16 protein-coding genes and 2 pseudogenes are annotated in these 17,742 nt (G+C 41.7%); all 18 read right to left on the minus strand.

Annotated elements, in window-relative coordinates; all coding sequences use genetic code 11:
* Positions 1 to 22: 22 nt before the first annotated feature.
* The gene (locus BWD162_RS02500; RefSeq protein ID WP_078705297.1) at positions 23 to 1,372 is read right to left on the minus strand and encodes a Bgr_08870 family protein; all 1,350 of its coding nucleotides are present in this window, start codon (positions 1,370 to 1,372) and stop codon (positions 23 to 25) included.
* 53 nt (positions 1,373 to 1,425) lie between these two features.
* Positions 1,426 to 2,859 (minus strand): Bgr_08870 family protein, encoded by a 1,434-nt coding sequence (locus BWD162_RS02505; RefSeq protein WP_078705298.1) that lies wholly within the window; start codon positions 2,857 to 2,859, stop codon positions 1,426 to 1,428.
* 13 nt (positions 2,860 to 2,872) lie between these two features.
* The gene (locus BWD162_RS02510; RefSeq protein WP_078705299.1) at positions 2,873 to 6,031 is read right to left on the minus strand and encodes a DUF4815 domain-containing protein; all 3,159 of its coding nucleotides are present in this window, start codon (positions 6,029 to 6,031) and stop codon (positions 2,873 to 2,875) included.
* A 1-nt stretch (position 6,032) separates the two neighbouring features.
* Positions 6,033 to 7,136: a phage tail protein gene (locus BWD162_RS02515; protein WP_078705300.1), complete on the minus strand. Its 1,104-nt coding sequence runs from the start codon at positions 7,134 to 7,136 to the stop codon at positions 6,033 to 6,035.
* A gap of 2 nt (positions 7,137 to 7,138) precedes the next feature.
* Positions 7,139 to 7,963 carry a baseplate J/gp47 family protein gene (locus tag BWD162_RS02520; protein WP_078705301.1) on the minus strand — a complete coding sequence of 275 codons (825 nt, stop codon included), beginning with the start codon at positions 7,961 to 7,963 and terminating at the stop codon, positions 7,139 to 7,141.
* Positions 7,960 to 8,301: a GPW/gp25 family protein gene (locus BWD162_RS02525; RefSeq protein ID WP_078705302.1), complete on the minus strand. Its 342-nt coding sequence runs from the start codon at positions 8,299 to 8,301 to the stop codon at positions 7,960 to 7,962. The genes BWD162_RS02520 and BWD162_RS02525 overlap by 4 nt, the downstream gene beginning before the upstream one ends.
* The gene (locus tag BWD162_RS02530) at positions 8,298 to 9,035 is read right to left on the minus strand and encodes a phage baseplate assembly protein V (RefSeq protein ID WP_078705303.1); all 738 of its coding nucleotides are present in this window, start codon (positions 9,033 to 9,035) and stop codon (positions 8,298 to 8,300) included. Before BWD162_RS02530 ends, BWD162_RS02525 begins: the two co-directional genes overlap by 4 nt.
* Positions 9,019 to 9,549 (minus strand): annotated as a pseudogene (locus tag BWD162_RS02535) (hypothetical protein). The gene BWD162_RS02530 and the pseudogene BWD162_RS02535 overlap by 17 nt, the downstream one beginning before the upstream one ends.
* A 1-nt stretch (position 9,550) precedes the next feature.
* On the minus strand, positions 9,551 to 9,895 hold the full coding sequence (locus BWD162_RS02540) for a head-tail joining protein (RefSeq protein WP_078663264.1): 345 nt from the start codon (positions 9,893 to 9,895) through the stop codon (positions 9,551 to 9,553).
* A 1-nt stretch (position 9,896) separates the two neighbouring features.
* Positions 9,897 to 10,973 carry a major capsid protein gene (locus BWD162_RS02545; RefSeq protein WP_078705304.1) on the minus strand — a complete coding sequence of 359 codons (1,077 nt, stop codon included), beginning with the start codon at positions 10,971 to 10,973 and terminating at the stop codon, positions 9,897 to 9,899.
* Between the two features lie 13 nt (positions 10,974 to 10,986).
* Positions 10,987 to 11,352 (minus strand): head decoration protein, encoded by a 366-nt coding sequence (locus tag BWD162_RS02550; RefSeq protein ID WP_078705305.1) that lies wholly within the window; start codon positions 11,350 to 11,352, stop codon positions 10,987 to 10,989.
* Positions 11,349 to 11,780, minus strand: a complete 432-nt coding sequence (locus tag BWD162_RS07870; protein WP_236824106.1) for a hypothetical protein — start codon at positions 11,778 to 11,780, stop codon at positions 11,349 to 11,351. Before BWD162_RS07870 ends, BWD162_RS02550 begins: the two co-directional genes overlap by 4 nt.
* Positions 11,781 to 11,821: 41 nt before the next feature.
* Positions 11,822 to 12,676 (minus strand): annotated as a pseudogene (locus BWD162_RS02560) (S49 family peptidase); the annotation flags it as partial.
* Entirely contained in the window at positions 12,666 to 14,180 is a 1,515-nt protein-coding gene (locus BWD162_RS02565; RefSeq protein WP_078705307.1) for a phage portal protein, read from the minus strand. The pseudogene BWD162_RS02560 and the gene BWD162_RS02565, both read right to left, overlap by 11 nt.
* The gene (locus tag BWD162_RS02570; protein WP_078663260.1) at positions 14,180 to 14,428 is read right to left on the minus strand and encodes a phage head-tail joining protein; all 249 of its coding nucleotides are present in this window, start codon (positions 14,426 to 14,428) and stop codon (positions 14,180 to 14,182) included. Before BWD162_RS02570 ends, BWD162_RS02565 begins: the two co-directional genes overlap by 1 nt.
* A gap of 3 nt (positions 14,429 to 14,431) precedes the next feature.
* Positions 14,432 to 16,327 (minus strand): phage terminase large subunit family protein, encoded by a 1,896-nt coding sequence (locus BWD162_RS02575; protein WP_078705308.1) that lies wholly within the window; start codon positions 16,325 to 16,327, stop codon positions 14,432 to 14,434.
* Positions 16,320 to 16,889 (minus strand): hypothetical protein, encoded by a 570-nt coding sequence (locus BWD162_RS02580; RefSeq protein WP_078663258.1) that lies wholly within the window; start codon positions 16,887 to 16,889, stop codon positions 16,320 to 16,322. Before BWD162_RS02580 ends, BWD162_RS02575 begins: the two co-directional genes overlap by 8 nt.
* A 260-nt stretch (positions 16,890 to 17,149) precedes the next feature.
* Positions 17,150 to 17,737 carry a hypothetical protein gene (locus BWD162_RS02585; protein WP_078705309.1) on the minus strand — a complete coding sequence of 196 codons (588 nt, stop codon included), beginning with the start codon at positions 17,735 to 17,737 and terminating at the stop codon, positions 17,150 to 17,152.
* Positions 17,738 to 17,742: the final 5 nt, after the last annotated feature.

Below are 17,742 nucleotides of genomic sequence, written 5' to 3' on the forward strand. Positions count from 1 at the left end.
CTTTGTAAAATTTTTTAGAGCGTTAATTTTTCCATAATCTGATAAGAACAGCACCATTGGCTCCCTTACCGCCAACGCCTTTAACTCCATGAGCACCCGCACCGCCACCGCCATAACCTGCTCCTCCAGCTCCTGAGGTATATGCACCTGCGCCCTGTTCTCCAGTAGCTCCTTTTATGGCATTGCCAGCATCACCACCAAAGCCACTTATTTGTTTATATTTTCCATCCCCTCCATTATAACCATTACAACCTCTGACAGGACCTGGGTTCTCATCCGTTACCAAGCCATAGTTGCCTCCTCTACTTCCTTTGCCACCTAAAGAAGAATCATCGCCACCGTTGCCACCTGCGACTACAATAAAATTATTACCTATAATTGTGTATCCTCCATTTTTGCCATGTATTTTTCCACTCACCTGTGCTCCACCTTTACCAATAACGATATCGTGATGTCCATTTAAACTTAATTTATAGCCATACCAAACCATGCAACCGCTCCCACCGCCGCCACCGCCTAGATAATTATCATTCTGTGCACCCCCACCGCCGCCACCGCCGCCCCATGCTTGGATCTCAACTTTGGTTTTATCAGTTACCCAATCTGGCCACTGAATCTTCCCACTTTGTGTAATAAGTAATTCAGCATCAGCAAGCTCTGGCCAATCAATGAGTTTATCAATTAAACTTGTGCTTTTATCAGGTAAAGACCGTTTCAGTTTTTCAATTTCTTTTGACATAGCTTCATCCAATTGCAGTTTTGTATAAACGGATTCATCATCAACCTTGAGAGGCCCTTTGAGCAAGCTTTCAGTTACACTTAACTGTGTCACCACGTTATCTTCTTGTTTCAAAGTTAAAGAAGAGGCTTCAGTTAATTCAATGCCTTCTTCAATGCTGACCTTTCCTTTGAAAACATTGGTATCTTCCCACTCATTTTTACCCGATAAACATCCATAATTTTTCAGATCTACATTGACAGTTGCTATATATTCCTCAAGATCTGTGATATCCTTAACATCATGCTGATGTTCGCCTAAGAGTGACTTAATACTGTCAAATGCAAAGCGATCCTCACCTGATTTATATAAAACATGGGTTTCAGTTGCATCGTTGGCACCTTCAACATCAGTTAAATCAACCAAAGCAAAGGTTTTATCTGCTGCCATCTTGCCACTTAGTACATCTTCAAGTTCGCTTACTTCACTTATCACATGAGTATGCTGTGAAGGTGCTTTACCATCTGCTTTTTCATCCAGATCAGAAACCGCCTGATCAATTATTATCAAATCTTCGCGTGTAATAGGAAATTCAGTGCTAATAAAACGGCCTTCTTTGGGTAATTCCATTGCTAATTTCTCTGTTTTCGCCATGATATTACTCCTGTCAAACTTAAATGCTAAAAGCTTTATAAGCTCAGATTGATTTATTCTTTTTCATATGGTTTTTTCCATATTCTTATAAGAACAGCGCCATCAGCTCCAGAACCGCTGATACTATCATTTCCGTTAGTTTCAATACTAGTTTTCATATTGTTTCCATGAGCACCACTACCGCCACCACCAAATCCACGACCTGGTTTGCCTGAAATAAGGCGCCCAGTTCCTATCCCTCCACAACCACCTCTTGATGTATCCCCTCCGGCATCGCCACCATGACCACTCATAAGGTAATGGGTACCTTTTGTTCCCGGACTACCATAGCTGTGTTTAGCAAGACCTGGACGACCGTCGACAAAGTTTCCTACTTTTTCTCCTTTTCCTCCTTCGCCACCTTCTCCTAATTTATCACTATTCGTGCGACCAGCACCACCACCTCTGCCGCCTGTGGCTTTAATAAAGTCATCTCCGATAGTTGTGTCTCCTCCAGCGTTGCCTGACACATTTTTATTTTGCACAGAAGCTCCCCCTTTACCAATGACGAAATTTTCACGTCCTTTTAAAGCTCTTTTATAGCCATACCACACTGAGCCGCCACCGCCACCTCCTCCTCCGCCCGGCCAATAATCATTTGTTGAACCTCCACCAGAACCGCCGCCGCCCCATGCTTGGATTTCAACCACGGCTTCATCCGTTATCCAATCTGGCCACTCAATCTTTCCACTTTGCGTATAAAGTAATTCTGCATCAGCAAGCTCTGGCCAATCAATGAGCTTATTGATAACAACAGAGCAACTTGAGTTCTCATCAGTCAAAGATTGTTTCAGTTTTTCGATTGCTTCTGATATAGCTTTATCCGCTTGCGGTTTGGTATAAACGAGCTCATCATCAACCTTAAGAGGCCCTTTAAGCGAGCTCCCAGTTGCGTTTAAATTGGTCACCACTTTATCATTCTGTTTCAAAGTTAGAGAAGAGATTTCAGTTAATTCAATGTCCTTTTCAACACTGATTTTTCCTTTGAAAACATTCGTATCTTTCCACTCATTTCTACCCGACAAACGCCCATAATTTGTTAATCCTTCATTGACGCTTTCTACATACTCCTCAAGGCCTGTGATATCTTCAATTGTATGCTGGTGTTCTCCTACGAGTGATTGAGCAGAGCTAAATGCAAAGTGATCCTTACCCGATTTATATAAAACATGATTTTCAGCAGCATCGTTGGCACTTTCGACATCAGTTAAATCAACCAAGGCAAAGGTCTTATCTGCCTCCATCTTTCCACTTAGCGCATCTTCAAGTCCACTGATCTCACTCATCACATGAGTGTGTTGTGAAGGAGCCTTCTCATCCACCTTTTCATCCAGATCAGAAACGGCTTGATCAATGATGGTTAGGTTTTTACGTAAAAGAGGAAACTCAGCGCTGATAAAGCGACCTTCTTGAGGTAATTCCATTCCTAACTTCTCTGTTTTCGCCATAATATTACTCCTGTCACATAATTCCCGCACCAAAATCACTTGCCATAGAACGTGCAGCAGGACCGCCAGTTAATGTCAGTCTCAAACGTGCTTGCCCAGCTGTCTTATCCTCACTGACAAATTTGCGTTCCGTCCACAGTGGTTCTGCGAGTTGTTCTGTTTCTTCTAATTTTAGGGAAGTGAAATCACCATCATCCAGTTGCAGCTCCATTTTGAAAGTCGAACCGCCTGGTAAAAAAGTTTTAATATAACTGGTTAGTCTCGACTTTTCTCCAAAGGAAAAAGCACGTGTGACATAGGTTGCTTCTTTTCTAATCTTGCCCGCGATCAATTCAATGGGAGCAAACAACACTGGCGATAGCTTCCCGGTCCCTTTTAAAATGGCACGTAACTGGACTTTTTCACTGATATATTCCGTTAAACTCAGCAATTGGAACGGTAAGAGTTGATAAATTGTGCCGTTGTTGCGTTCAATTTCAAAGATGACAGAACATTCACTGGAAGGCAATTCAATCGCTGCACGCACCTGTAAATCAGAACATTCTTTGAGATCAAACTCACCTAAATCGACAGTTTTTTCTGTTTGTGTATAACGAGCAGCAAGTACACGAAATGCTAAGGCCTCATCTTGATGAGCTGTCCATGTTTGCGCATTTACAGAAGAAAAACGAGGACCTGTGATATAAGGATGGCTAGAAACATATCTTTGGTTTTCTTCGTCAAAATCTCCAAGTTTTGCTAATGAAACAGAATGATCGCCATCATCTGTTTTAATGACAAAGGCGGTTAAACGATCATTAAGCACGGTTAATGGAACACTATAGCGTGCTGCAGCCCATCCCGTTTCAGCCTCTTTCATTGAGAATAAAGCTTGTGCTTGAATGTCCGCTGTAGGGTAGCCATTGTCTGTTGTAACAAGATCTACCATCAAATCATGCGCACGATTACCAATCTTGCAAATATGGAAATCAATACCTGTTATTTGCCGCGTTTCATCAGGTGTAAAGACTTGTGCTTGTGGATCAGATTTTTTCCATACACGCACTGTTGTGACACGCCGCATAACCTGCACATCAATCACACCTTGCCCTGTGAAAAGGCCTGTAGCCGTTGTTTTTCCTGTACCAACAGCAATGACGTTCTTTGTTCCTGCTGTAATGTCTTTAGGAATTTTAAACTTCCCTTCAATAATGCCTTGAGCATTGGCAGTAAGCGTCTCTTTTGGTAAAACACTAACGCCATCAAATGTCAGACTTTCTAAAACCTCTCCTTTACCAAAGCCTTCAATCTTAAAGTTGAGATCAATTTGTCTTAAGAAATCAATTTGCTCTTGATGTGTACTGACCAGTTCATCCTTCGTTTCTGTAGTACGACCACCCCCAGGACGGCTGCCCATAGACAGTTCATTTGTTACACCTGAAAGCCAATCCGTGCGTTGAACACGCCAGAAGTCCGTTGCAGGGGTGAGAGCGAGTGTGCCTGGCAATGGGTCAAAGTTTTGATAAGGATTGATTTTCTCGCAAGCAGTCATCAACTCTTGCGCAATGATCACTTCATTCTCCCAATCAAGGGTGACAGGCTCATTTAAAGGAGCGTAGTAAAATGTAGGTTCAATCGCAAGGCGTAATAAACCCTGACCTATGGCACCTGTTTGCTCGATTCCTTCATCACGAAGGCTGTCATCAAGAAAAGGATCGGCAATCATCCCTTTTTTGGAGACAGGTTCTTTTGAATCAACATTGCTCTTAATCTTTTCAAGCTGTAACAACCGATCAAGATCAAGAACACGGTTAAAATAGCGCCACATTTCAGCATAAGGGGCAACACGTGTGCCATTATTATCGACACGTGGATAATCAAGCCAATTGTTTGTGATCGTTGCAAGCGATAAGATATCATCAGGAACACTAGGTGCTATGGGATTGTCTGCTGAAATTCCTTGAATATAAACCACATTCCCTTGAGCATTTAAGCCTATGCGGTCAATACGAGGCAGTTTGTAGGTGTAACTGACAATAATATCTCCACCTTCAGCACCATCCGTGACAGTAATTTCCCGCGCTGTAATTTTATCAGCATCCACCTTTGCACGATAGTGATAGGTAACCTCATAAGTGCTACCTGGTTTAGGTTCATCACCGGATAAAGACCAGTCAATCGTATCACCCGTCTTTTTAAAGTCTACGCCTTCTTTAAAGTCCTTTTTATCCTGAGTCACCTTAACAAAACTCACAATACTTTTATCGGGAACCCCATCACGCCCTGAGGCTACCGCACCGCGTGTGACATTGGTTGTCTTTTCTTTTGTGAGTAGAATAGAGTGAACAGTCGCAATGGGAAAATAATAAGTTTCAAACGTAAAGCTTGTCTTCTCCGATTTAGTTGCCTTGGCTTTCTTGGATGTAAAGAGATGTGTTTCACTTGGCACTATGCCTTCACAGTAGTCTTCTGGCTCTTCATGCCTTAAAGCAGCAAGGCGTTTATGTTTAAAGCCATTAATATTGGCTTCACCTTCTTCGATACTAAATATTTGTTTGCCGTCATTTTGTCCTAAGGCCGTCACCCGACAACCATTGACAATATAATGCCCATGAGCACGGTCATAAGTTGCAATAGCTTGCAAAGCAGGCTCTAACAATGAAGGGGGCTTTTGATCAATCAAAGTGCCATCTTGCAAGACATAGACAGGGAAGAAAACACCTTCTTGTTTGTCATTTTCCAAAGCCCATACAAGCTTTGCTGTTTCCCTTGCTGCCCCTGGTTCACCTTCTGCCAATGTGCCTGGAATTTGACCTAATAACTGTGGATCATCTTCATGTGTTATCCATTGTTTTTGAAGCTTTACACCGATCTCTACACGTCCAAGCATGGGGACATTGTTTAAAATGGTTTCTGATACAGGGAAGATATCCCCTGCGATAAAGATTTTCCCTTCTGTCAAAGTAACTTTTTTAGTCTCTTGATCAACAAAAGCATCGGCACGTTCAATACGGTCACCTTCTTTAGCGACAAGTCTTCCTAAGCGATCATGACGGCCACGAATAATGGTTTGAACTTCATTGAGTTCTGCACTTTGAATAAAGGAACGTTCTCCATAGAATACAACGCTTTGTTGCTCGTCTTTGCCTACAGATCGGTCAATTGCAAACGGCAAACCGCTTTCATGCTCCATATTAAAACCTCAATAAAATTTTGAATTGTTCACGAACGTCTTTACGTAAAGATAGAGAGACAGGGGTTTTGAGAATCTCCACGCCATCAATAAGCTCATCAGGCTCTAACCATAGTTTGCCAGGCGAGATATGTTTTGCAGGAGCCGCATGCACGAAAACGGAAACAAACGCTGCTTGTTTATCGTTGATATCATCAAACTGTGTTCGTGCTGCAAGCAAAACTTTTGTACCCTTTATAAAGGGTGTAAAGCGATGACCTGAATAACTGTAAACTCCATCTGAAACTCTTGTCACTTGCTGGACAATGTTACATCTTCGATAACCAATCAGCTTATTATTGTTATCTCTTAAAGCCAGATAAAGGGTGCGACCTTTAAACCAACCCGCCATGAGTATGTCACGCTCGTTTTTCCCCACTGACACCCAAGGGAAGTCCATCACATCCCATGGATAATCTAAACCTTCCCAAACGAGCTCTTCTTGATCATCAATCCAATTGCCAATGAGCTTTCCGTCTTCTTCAGTTAAAGTGAGGCTTATTTCTGTAGAACGCCCAAAGGAAAATACTGTGCCGCTTTCTGTCACGCACACACCGCTTTGAGAGTCAAACATGCTGTCATCTAAGCGAGATATATTTCCTTCTACAATGGGAGCGTCATAACCATGAATACCACGCCAAAAATCAGAACGTAAACATTCAGAAAGCTTGACGATCCCTTCAATGGCTTTAAGTTTGTCTGTGTCAGGCAATTGATCAAAATAAAGCTGAAATGAATTCCACCATTTTCGCTCTGGCCATGCTCCTACGAAATGTGCACTAAGATCTAACCATTCAAGCCCTTTATCAATAGCTTTTAGAGATCCACGTATCCGCTGCCACTCCGGTCCCGTTTCAAGCAAAACAGAGAAATCCGGAACATAAGATGTTAGTTCTCCAAGCCCATATTCTTCAACCAACCATGGCAAGAAGCTTGGGTCTATGATATCAAGCTTTGCACGAGAGATAAAATTGATTGAATCTTCAATGTCTTTATGAAAGTCACAAGCATCGGCAAGGCGTTTTTCAAATTGTGTTGTGTTTGTTGGAAGTAAGCACCCAAGCATTACTATAGACGCCCTTTGAAATTGAGTGTTACTTTACCAATGGCTAAAACCTCTTCACTGGAGACGGCAATATCATTTGTTGGGTTAACAGCAATGACTTTTTGCACACCAGGGATCATCAGTTTTGAAATCCACCATGATGAACTCAACTCACGACCAAGGGCTTGCTCTTTCTTCCAAGCTGCCCGTAAATTTGCTTCCATTTGGGTTAAGATCTCTAAAGAAATTTCAGGTAAGAGCCAAACATCTGCTTCTAAATCTAAAACCTTTGTTACCGCAGCGTGAACTTCAATGGTATCATTGGTCATAATCACACTTTTATCCGTCAGTACTTCTTTGACTCTTTGTAATAAATCCTCACTCGCTGTTCCTTGCTCATTCTTGCCAAAAATAGCCACGTGAATGGTAGGATTTCTTCCTTTTCGATAAATGATCGCATCCTTCACACGGTTATCTGCTGATAAGGCGAAATATCTGTAATAAGGCTCTGTTCCACCCCCTTTACCAGCCCGTACACGAAGCTTAATGCGTTCACGATAGCTGTCATCGCTTTCACCTTCTAAGCGTTCAACACCATGCCACTCACCTAAAGCATCAAGAGCTTCTCCCTTTGCAAAGTCAAGAACGGTGTTACGTGCAGCCTCATTAATACGCTGCCTTAAGAGAAACTCTCTGTAACTTGCAACCTCAATGATTTTAACCGCTGGATCACTTTCCAAAGGTGTGTAATTGGGTAAAAGCTGTTTTAAACTCTTAAGACAAGCAGCACGTATTTCTTCAATAGAAAGCTCTGGAATGATTTCTGGTTTTATGAAATCCTCATTCATCCTATCTGCAATCCTTCCATCGTGATGGGCTTTCCTGAAGAGAGGTAAATTCCTTCAAAGGACATGGAAACTTTTCCCGGTTCAACAGAAGTTAAATTCACTTGTTGAAGCTTCAAACGAGGCTCCCATCTATCTAAAGCCTCTGCAACGGCTGCATAAATGGCAACCTTAAAGGTTTCATTGATTGGATCATCAATCAGATCAAGAACACGTGATCCATAATCACGACGCATGACCCGTGTACCTATCCGTGTCATTAAAATATCCATGATGGATTGACGCAAGTGATCAACTCCGACCATGGATTTGCCTGTTTCACAATTCATTCCTACACTCAAATGGGGCCTCCCGTCATAGCATTACCAGATGTAACACCAGGGTGTTTATGGCCGCTTCCGACGTTAACGCTATTATGCTTTAACCCACTTGATTTAACAGATACCTCGCCACCTGCTTTGAGAGAGGTACCACTACTTGATTTAAGGGACATATGACTGCCTGACTCAAGAGATGCGCTGCCACTTGATTTGATAGAAACATCTCCCTCTGCCTCCAGTGTCATGTTTCCATCTGCTTTTAAAGTCATATCACTTTCTGAGATAATCTTTATGCCATCTGGAGCGGTGATTTCTAATTCACCCCCTTCACCTTTTATAGAAACGCCATCAGATATCGTTAAAATGAATTTGCCTTCTGACTTAATTGTCAATGAGTAAGTGCTTGTCTCATCGTCATATTCAACCGTTGTGCCATCAGGGTATATGGTTGTATGAATATTGCCCTTATCAGCTGCTTGATTGGCATCTGTATGAATAGAGCCAATAATCATCCCTTGTGATAAATCACCTGATGTGGAAAGGACAATAACTTGCTCACCCACATCACGTCCTTCATAGGAGCGGGTTTTTCCTGCACGGGCCTGTGTATCTGGAATCCAATCACTTATAATATTACCACTTTGAACACGATAGCGTGCGTTTTTATGATCAACGTGGCTAATCTTGCCTACCATAACCATATTGGCCACACGTCTTTTTAAATCTGTGATTTCGCTATCACGTCGCTCTAACATGGGGAGTTTCCAACAGTTTGATACTTGTCCTTATTGTTAGGCCCTGTATCGGGATCAAAGCCTACACAAGGTTCAAAAAGACAGTACCTTCTTCTTCAGGAGGGATATTGGTTACATAAGTGACTTCAAAGGTTAAAATAGAGCCATGTAATGCTAAGGAACCGTTATCTCCAAAAGCCATGGTAATATTTTGTAAGCGACAGTTTTCAACTGTGTTGTTAAGACTGGGATTGCTATGGAAAATCGTTTCTATTTCCCAGGCTAATTGATCAACAAAGCGTGCTCCATTGTCTCTCGTGTCATAGCATTCAACATCAACCGTTAAAATACGTCGTCTTGCTCCATAATCATGCCCATCTTCTATCGTTTCGTTTGGGGTCGATACATTAACAAACGGATGCTCTTCATTAAAAAAATTAAAGTCTCGCATATTGTAAACTTCATCACCAGCCGATGTCTTGCCAGATTTGATCAACTCAACAAACGTCTCTCTTAATGTATCTCGTGGATGCATCTTAGCTCCTGTTTACGACAGATTCTTCGCGTAGGATAAGCTTGTACATATTGGATTCCGACGCTTGCACATTTGCGACAGAAAAATTCTCCTGGGAAGCAAGCAAAACAATATGATCTCCGAGTTCAGGTTGTACTCCACCAATATCGTTGATGCAGATATCAAGTTCTTTCCTTGGGATTGTTGTTTTGACTCTTCCCCCCGCTTCTTGTTCAGCATGCTTAATGCTGTAAATCGCTGTGATATGAAAAGATTGCCCTGTTTTTTTTCGTGTATAGATCACGGGCTGCCCAAAAGTGTTACGTACATCTTCAATCATTTGACTGAGCAGCCCATGCCATTGCATTTTATTGCGCCTTCATTACTGCCTTGAAGAGCATTTCAGGACGCGCGCAAATGAAGAGTGGATAACTGTATACTTCAGCTCTCACCCACGCGTCATTATCGCGATCTATAACAAGTGTAGGATAAAGAGGTTTACCGACTGTATTAACAACCTTCCAACTTTCACCCGGAGCAAATGTTTTTTGGAATACACCAGGCACATTAACAGGAACAAATTGACATTCATCAGGCTTAATACCTATGCTTCGTTTTGTCTTGGATTTAGTATTCATATTATAATCATGAATGTTGCAGTAATTAACAAACGTCGCACCAGCAAAATCAAAACTTCCAAAGCTTCCTAATTCAATAGCTCCAGGCGTTGCGATACCTGCTGTACTATTTAATGTTTGTGCTAAAGATGTGTTGAGATAAGTTTCACGAATTGTTTTGTGATTTTTTAACTTGAAAAAGAATTCATCTCCACAAAACCCAATAATTCGTGAACGAGTGGAAAATGTATTGCCTGAAGCTTTAACCATCTTGATGCGAATTTGATTAACCATATAAGAAACATCGGTTGTGTCCTCATTTAGTTTAAAATCAATAGGCTCTGGTGGTGTGATCCCCCATTCCTTATACCAATCATAAAGCACTGATCCATCAGCATCGAGAACAATACCTTGAATAGCTCCAAGCTGCATATTTTCCCAGGTCAGTTCAATTTCCCCAATCAGATTCTTTTGCCTTTTAGCGATAAATTTCATCGCTGTTTCAAGCTGGTCTTCTGTACCAAACTCTCGGCGGTCTTGAATTTCTTCCGCCTTTATTGTGTCGCTTTTAGCAATACGTGTTGTTGGAAAAAACCGAACGTTGCGACTATCTCTACCTGCTTCTATTAAAGGTGAGCCGCGTTCACTTGTTGGAATGAGTGATAATTTGTTGTCACGTCTCTCAATGCCAACTGTTGTCTTGTTTGTCTCAACTTCCTCAAAAAGGTTAAGTGAACCAATCAGATCAGGTTTAAACGCGTAATTCTCAATCGCTTTCATCATTGTTGCCATTGAGAATGCGTTGTGATTAAAAAAACTTATATCCATATTTGTATGTCTCCTATCGCAATAGAATGTTATTTTTTTCTAAGATCTGAATGGCTGTTTCCTTTTTCTTTTCATCAATTTTTTCAGGCCATATCAGTTCAGATGCTTTTACCGTGCATAAACGCACTGTAATCGTTGCTCGTTGATCGCTTTGTGAGACATCAACATTGGCATAAGAAATGCCCGCTGGAATTTCACTGCCATCTAATGCATCGGGATTAAACGGCACATATTTGCCCGTTGTGGTCACCATTCCCATGACGGTTCCTGCTGCGATTTCAGATCCTTTTGCAAAGATTACTTCCTCGTTTGACATGTCAGGGTTATAATGCCCAAGATAAGCGCTATCACGAGGGCCTTCATAAAAAACTTTACTCATTGTATTGTTCTCCAAACTTTATCCCATTTTGCATAAATATTTGCCTGAGTATTTCCTTCCGGATGGGGTGCATAAGGCGATACAACTAAGGATTCGCTTTGTGAGGTAGCATTAGCTAGAATAATGCTCTTTGCTTCCTCTAAGCTCATACCATCTTGAATAGCTTGTGCGGCATTAAAAGAAACACCTAGACGCTGAGCTTGCTTTTCCAGAGTCATAAAGCTCTGAGCACGCTTTCTTTCTTGTTCAAGTGCCGCTTGAATAACTGCATCCTTGTCTTCATTAAAGACCTCAGCGTTAACACCAATGTCGACAGTGCTTACTTCTGCAGAAACTTCAATCTTTTCGCTTTCCTCTCCTGCAGGCAATTGTGCGGAAAGCTCACCATCATCTTTGGCGCGATATCTTGTACGTAATAGATTCACCATATATTTAATTCCTTCGTTTGATTTCATATTCAGAGTTATTGAATGGAAGCGGTTAGAGCTTCCAAAGCTTGTGCAAATGTGCCTTGCGCATCTGCTAACCCAAGCTCTACAGCCTGGGTGCCTATAAATGTCTCTGCTTTCGTGTCTCGGATCGCTTGAGCACTCGTAGGTCTGTTTTGTGCAACTAAATCGACAAACATGTCATACAGAAGCGCACAATCTGCTTGCATTTTTTCAAGGGCTTTATCAGCCAATGGTTCATGAGGATTTCCGTGAACTTTGTGATCCCCTTCATAGACAAAAGTCCATTTATATCCGTCCATTTCATCAGCACGAGACTGATCAAGGTGAGCACATACAACCCCAATTGACCCAACAATTCCCGTGCGTGCAACCCAGATTTGAGAAGCTGCACAAGCAATGGCGTAAGCTGCTGAACAGGCCATTTCATTGGCATGTGCCCAAATGGGTTTATTGTATTGTTGTGAAAGCGCACGAAACGCATCAACCAAATCAAAAACACCACCTGCTTCACCACCACCACTATCAATATCCAATAGAATTGCACGAACATCAGGTTGCTCAATGGCTTCTTGAAAAGAGGCCTGCAAACCATTGTAAGAGGTTAATCCTGACGCAGCACTAAGCCATGCACCACGACGTACAAGCGTGCCATGAACCGGAAGAATAGCCACATGATTTTTAACCACATAAGTCTCTGGGGGAGTTTGCAAGATAGGATCCTCTTGAGAAAATGCTCCAGGGGGAAATTTATCTCCCTTAAAAAGGCGTGGTGTCATAGCATTGAGAATGACATCAAACTTTGTAGGGACAAGCATATGCGGTACATTAAAAAGTCGTGAAACCAAAAAGGGCATATCAATATTATTCTTCATCTTCATGCGCCTCTTTGTTGAGATCACTTTCATCAGGTTCGTCAGCGTCACTCAAACCAGTAGAAGGATTGTCACCATCTGTGTCGAATGATAATCCAAGTGCCTGCGCGCATTTTTGCTCTTCTGCCAATTCTGCATTAATGGTATCAATATCAAAACCACGCTCAGCAAGTGCCATGCGTCGTGTTTTTAAACCTGCTCGGATTTCTTCTTTCTCAGCTGCAATATCTCTATTGGGATCAATCATCTCAAGAGGGGCTGCAAAGCTTTCACATTGGGTCCATGCTAAGGGATTTTCTTCCCATCCTGGTAATTCAACACACCCAGCAAGCACAGCCAATTGAACAAAGCGTTCCCAGACAACGCGATTGAACTGAAAGGCGATGATGTGTTCACGCCATTTTTTAACCTGACGTCTAAATTGAATAATAGATGTGCGCACATTAGAAAAGTTCCCTCGTGTGACATCACCTGTAAGAACAGAATAAGGTATGCCTAAAGCTGATGCAATTTTTAAAGTATTGCGATATTGAAAGGCTTCATAAGAGCCTCCAACTTCCACAGGGTTGGAGAATTTAATATCTCTATTCTCTCCCATATAAAGTGTTGCACCAGGTTCTGTTATGGGCAGATCTGGTGGTGCCTGTGAGGATGTTGCGGATTTGTTTTCATCATGATTGCCTGGTGCTACCATATCACCAGGATTTGATCCTGTGATAAAGACAGCAAAAAGAGCGGCTGTTCTTTTTCTTTCAATTTCTGCATCGTCATAGCATTCAAGCTGAAAGAGTTTCGTCATACAACGCGTGGCTTTAGGGCACCCACGCAGTTGTTTTGCAATGCGAGGTTCTTTGATATGAATAACCATTTCAGCAGGGATTCTAACGCGCTCTTGATCTGTAAATACCTGAGTTACCTGATGATCATCGTAAGGGTGACGCTTCCAAAAATGATAAGCAACACGTTTGCCCTTTGCATTAAATTCAATTCCCATACGAATGGTGTTGCCTTTAATGTCTGCTGGTCCGTTATAAGTCAAGTCCAGCATTTCTGTGGGGTAAATCTGCAATTGAAGCGGGACACGTGAGCGCTCATAAAAATCGATATAATGTAGTCTTACAAAACACTCACCGGTTAAAAAAACCTCACGAGCAATCATTTCTTGGAGGCCATAAAAGCTAGCATCTTCATCATAATCAGCCTCATCGACCCATTGCCACCAAAGATCAAGAAGCTTTTTCTTTTCTTCTTGAAACCCTTCAATTTTAGGATAAGGCTTAATCCCATCACTCACTGCTGCTGAAACCCATTCATCCGCTGCAGATCCGTAAAGGCATTCATTGTCATAGAGCCATCTTGAACGAGCGACGATTGTATCACCACATTCTTCAACGGCTTTATTGATATGTTTTTTGACAGGATCAAATCCACTCAATCGACGGCTACGGCTTGCTGCTTCAAAATGCGGGTTATGATTGACTTGATGCATAAGAGAATTTGCCATTAATAGCCTCGTGATGCGTTAAGATAATAAACATATGAAGGCTTGTATCCTTCAAGAAGGGCTATTTCCTCAGTCAACATTGTAAGGGCTTTGCGTATATCTTCAGTCGAACGATGATTGACTTGCTTATCGCCGTGGCGCACAGATTGCGCACCTGAATAAAGTGCATTTTCCAGTTGTTCTCGTCGTTTTTTAAGCTGTGCAAGTCTTTCATATTTCCAGTTTATTTGCTTTGATTTCTCATACATGGATTACCATCCCCAACCTCGTTGCATATAAGGGTTTCTTTTTATTACGGTTTGTTTTTTTTCAGGTTCTGGTCTCAGTCTTTTTGGTACTGTGGTTGAAGAAGTTTCAATGTTTTTCAAACGCTCTTCTAAGATGTCGACTTCTTTATTAAGATTGAGACCTGCTAAAATCAGACCCTGTAAGGCAGCATAAGCATAAACCCTACAATCGAGAGCCTCGTTTCTTGCTGTTTCACTTTTATGCCATTCTATCCGCTGATGACCTTTGAAATATTTGATGACCTTTTTTTCAGCAGTGAGTTGCTCAAAATATTCTCTATCAAGGTTTTTATGAAAGTGCGTTGCACCAGCTCCTGATGCTTCAGGACCTGATTTTTTAAAGCGCCTTGTGATGGTATCTTTTGCTGAATCAACACCAACGATATATAAATTAATCTGTCCTTTGTTGTTTTTACTGGGGCGACGTGGCCATACAGGGCGTGATCCTGCATGTCCTTTAATGCCCCAGATACGTCTACCTTCACGAGGACGTACATAATTGTAAACGGCTTGTGTATGGTTACCCCCTGTATCAATACAAGCTGCTGCTATTTCTATTCCGTCTTTGAAACCAGGATGGGGCCATCGTTTTTGAAGATACTCATCCAATTGATCCCAAACGTCTAGAGAAGAGGGATCACCAGGGAAGACTTGATAATCAATGTTCCAACTTTCTTCACCACGTCCCCAACCTACAACTTCAAGTTCTAAGCGATCATTTTGTACGTCAACGCCTGCTGTGAGGAGGACTGCTTTGGCAGGGGCAAGAGGATAATCTTCACGTTGGGCATACAAGCTATCTGGATCAATGACTTCTCCTGATTTATCTTCCCATGGTTCACCTAGAATGATGTTAACAAAAGTCTGTAAAAGTGCAGGATCATTTTTAGCTTCTAAAAATTTGAGAGCACACTCTCCCCATGTCATCCAAGGTGAATAGAGTGCTGAGATATGGTAAGAGCGCAAACGAGGTCTAATTGGCTCTTTTGTTGGTATCCAACAAGCACCCCTTTCTTCAGATAATAAATCTTCCTTACGGTGCTCAGCATGCTCATGACCACAATGTGCACAAACAAATACAGCCTGTTCAGGAGCCCCTTTGGGCCATTTAATTTGTGACCAGACAATGGGTTGAAGTGTACCACATCCATCACAAGGAATATTGTAATATCTCTGATCTCCTAGGACAAAATCTTTAGCTATACGACTTGTGTCACGATGAGTTGGTGTTGATAATTTAAAAATCTTTCGTTGAATAAAAGTTGCGGTACGTGCTTCAGCAAGATTGACAGGATCTCCTTCTCCATCAACATTCAATGGATAGCCATCAACTTCATCAAGAACCAAATAACGAATAGGCATTGATCGCAAGCCAGCAGCACTATTGGCTCCTGTAAGCATTAATACCCCACCATCAAATTCTTTCGAAAACATTGTATTCCCACTATCCCTAGCGCGGGCAGGAGAGATACGTTCGCTTAATGCAGGGCTGGCCTTAATCATAGGGTCAAGACGGGTCTTAGATACTTTCTTTGCCATCTCAACTGTAGGCATCACATAAAGAACAGGACCAGGACTATGGTGAATAGCATAACCACAAAAGTTCAAGCCAGCCTCTGACATACCAATCTGTGCACCTTTCATCACCACTGTTTTTTCAATTGGGACGTAAGAGGAAAGATTGTCCATGATTTCCCGTAAATAAGGGGTACGTTTGGTCCTCCATAATCCAGGTTCAGCACTGGCTACTGTACTTAAATAACGGTTTTTATCTGCCCATTGTGAAACTGTGTAGGGAGGATCTGGTTGACACGCTTGACTGGCATGAAAATAAAAAAAACCTTCTCCTGTATCAGTCATTCTTCTCTTCCTTATGATCGGGAGGGTCTTGATCATGGAAAGGAACGGGAACTTTTATGATTTCCTGTAAAGCTTCTCGGATATAGTGATCAATGGCACCAATCAGACTTGCGGCATTACACTCAACCTTTGCTGCAATACGCGCACCGTAACGATGAGGAAAATGCAGCATGATATCACGATAAGCTCTTCCAAAATTACGTGCTCCTCTCCTTACTTCTTCACGGTCAAGTGTTGTTTCTTTTTTCTGCTCAAGATCAATCGTTTCACTTTCAAGTGCAATTTGCATTCTCTGGAGTTTTATCTTGTGTTCATTAGCCCCTTCTATAGAATCCTGCTTTGTCTTTGTGCGAGGCTTTCCATCATCGCCTACAATATAGGCTTGCTTGGTGGGATTCTCATTCCATAAAGCTGTTGCTAATTTTTCATTGATAGAACCGTCATCATAAAGCGCTTCATCAAACTTCCCCGTCTTAAAACGGGCAATAACCGCATTAGGATAAACGCCCATCTTCTTTGCAAACGCTCGAGCTGACAATCCTTCTCTATTCTTTTTATTCATATTTTACCGTGATTGAATATTATGGTTTAGAAACTACCTCATCATTGAAGGAATGGTAGTGTATGATAATTTTTATTTATCAATAGGTTATGTGTACAATGTACAGTTATTTAAAAATTCTGTCGCTAGCGATATGTCGCGCTTGATTGCCCCGCAACACACCTACCCCACTGGAAAGTACCTTTTAAAAACTTTTCTTCCGATAATTTGGTTTGAAACATTAAAATCATCATCATATGCTTTTATATAATTGGTATAGTTTAAGGGCGTGGGGCCTTTTGATTGACCATATATTCTTGTCGAGCAATTTGGCTCTGGATGTTTTTGGTTAGTCTCTCACGTGCGTGGTGTTCAATAGAACTTGAGACCTTTGGTTTAGACATGACATAAGCAATCGAGGTGCCGTCTTGTTTTGCAATGGGGAATTTATCTCCAGAGGTTCTCATAAAGACATGTCCTCCCATTTTTAAATTGACACGCTCTGGAAATTTCCCACCTCGGATAAAACCATGGGGCATAACCTCTTTTTTGCCAAAGATTTTATAAATCACGCCACGTTTCGTTTCCCTTGCCTTAAAAATTTTAAGAGGCAATAGTGAAGCTGAACCAATGATATCTGCTTCAAGAAATTTAGCTGTAGCTTTGCCGCTAATGTAGACACCTTTCTTAACGCGCTTTGTTGGAATTGAAGCATCCTCTGCCACTTTCTTTTCTGCAAAACGTTCAACTTGCTTTGCTGTGGTGTTAATAGCATTACGTAATGCCCAATGAAGACGTGGGGCTTGAAGACTCGTAAAAGTATTTTCTGCCTGTTGCAGATACCACTTGGCATGGATCTTTAACCCCAAAACCT

Origin of the sequence: Bartonella sp. WD16.2 (assembly GCF_002022505.1) — a bacterium.
GTDB lineage: Bacteria > Pseudomonadota > Alphaproteobacteria > Rhizobiales > Rhizobiaceae > Bartonella.

Coding starts and splice junctions, on each gene's coding strand:
- BWD162_RS02520 (WP_078705301.1), bottom strand. CDS start 7,963: ATGAATGAGGATTTCATAAAACCAGAAATCATTCCAGAGCTTTCTATT.
- BWD162_RS02510 (WP_078705299.1), bottom strand. CDS start 6,031: ATGGAGCATGAAAGCGGTTTGCCGTTTGCAATTGACCGATCTGTAGGC.
- BWD162_RS02540 (WP_078663264.1), bottom strand. CDS start 9,895: ATGCAATGGCATGGGCTGCTCAGTCAAATGATTGAAGATGTACGTAAC.
- BWD162_RS02550 (WP_078705305.1), bottom strand. CDS start 11,352: ATGAGTAAAGTTTTTTATGAAGGCCCTCGTGATAGCGCTTATCTTGGG.
- BWD162_RS02545 (WP_078705304.1), bottom strand. CDS start 10,973: ATGGATATAAGTTTTTTTAATCACAACGCATTCTCAATGGCAACAATG.
- BWD162_RS02570 (WP_078663260.1), bottom strand. CDS start 14,428: ATGTATGAGAAATCAAAGCAAATAAACTGGAAATATGAAAGACTTGCA.
- BWD162_RS02505 (WP_078705298.1), bottom strand. CDS start 2,859: ATGGCGAAAACAGAGAAGTTAGGAATGGAATTACCTCAAGAAGGTCGC.
- BWD162_RS02530 (WP_078705303.1), bottom strand. CDS start 9,035: ATGTTAGAGCGACGTGATAGCGAAATCACAGATTTAAAAAGACGTGTG.
- BWD162_RS07870 (WP_236824106.1), bottom strand. CDS start 11,780: ATGGTGAATCTATTACGTACAAGATATCGCGCCAAAGATGATGGTGAG.
- BWD162_RS02575 (WP_078705308.1), bottom strand. CDS start 16,327: ATGACTGATACAGGAGAAGGTTTTTTTTATTTTCATGCCAGTCAAGCG.
- BWD162_RS02565 (WP_078705307.1), bottom strand. CDS start 14,180: ATGGCAAATTCTCTTATGCATCAAGTCAATCATAACCCGCATTTTGAA.
- BWD162_RS02515 (WP_078705300.1), bottom strand. CDS start 7,136: ATGCTTGGGTGCTTACTTCCAACAAACACAACACAATTTGAAAAACGC.
- BWD162_RS02500 (WP_078705297.1), bottom strand. CDS start 1,372: ATGGCGAAAACAGAGAAATTAGCAATGGAATTACCCAAAGAAGGCCGT.
- BWD162_RS02580 (WP_078663258.1), bottom strand. CDS start 16,889: ATGAATAAAAAGAATAGAGAAGGATTGTCAGCTCGAGCGTTTGCAAAG.